Here is a 305-nt window from a genome sequence, read left to right on the forward strand (position 1 = left end):
AAAGCGTGGGGAGCAAACAGGATTAGATACCCTGGTAGTCCACGCCGTAAACGATGAGTGCTAAGTGTTAGAGGGTTTCCGCCCTTTAGTGCTGCAGCTAACGCATTAAGCACTCCGCCTGGGGAGTACGGCCGCAAGGCTGAAACTCAAAGGAATTGACGGGGGCCCGCACAAGCGGGGGAGCATGTGGTTTAATTCGAAGCAACGCGAAGAACCTTACCAGGTCTTGACATCCTCTGACAACCCTAGAGATAGGGCGTTCCCCTTCGGGGGACAGAGTGACAGGTGGTGCATGGTTGTCGTCA

1 rRNA gene is annotated in these 305 nt (G+C 54.8%); it reads left to right on the forward strand.

Annotated features, from left to right (window positions below):
- Window positions 1–305: ribosomal RNA gene (locus CVN76_RS02625) — 16S ribosomal RNA — on the forward strand; the annotation flags it as partial.

The organism is Bacillus sp. mrc49, assembly GCF_002803435.1.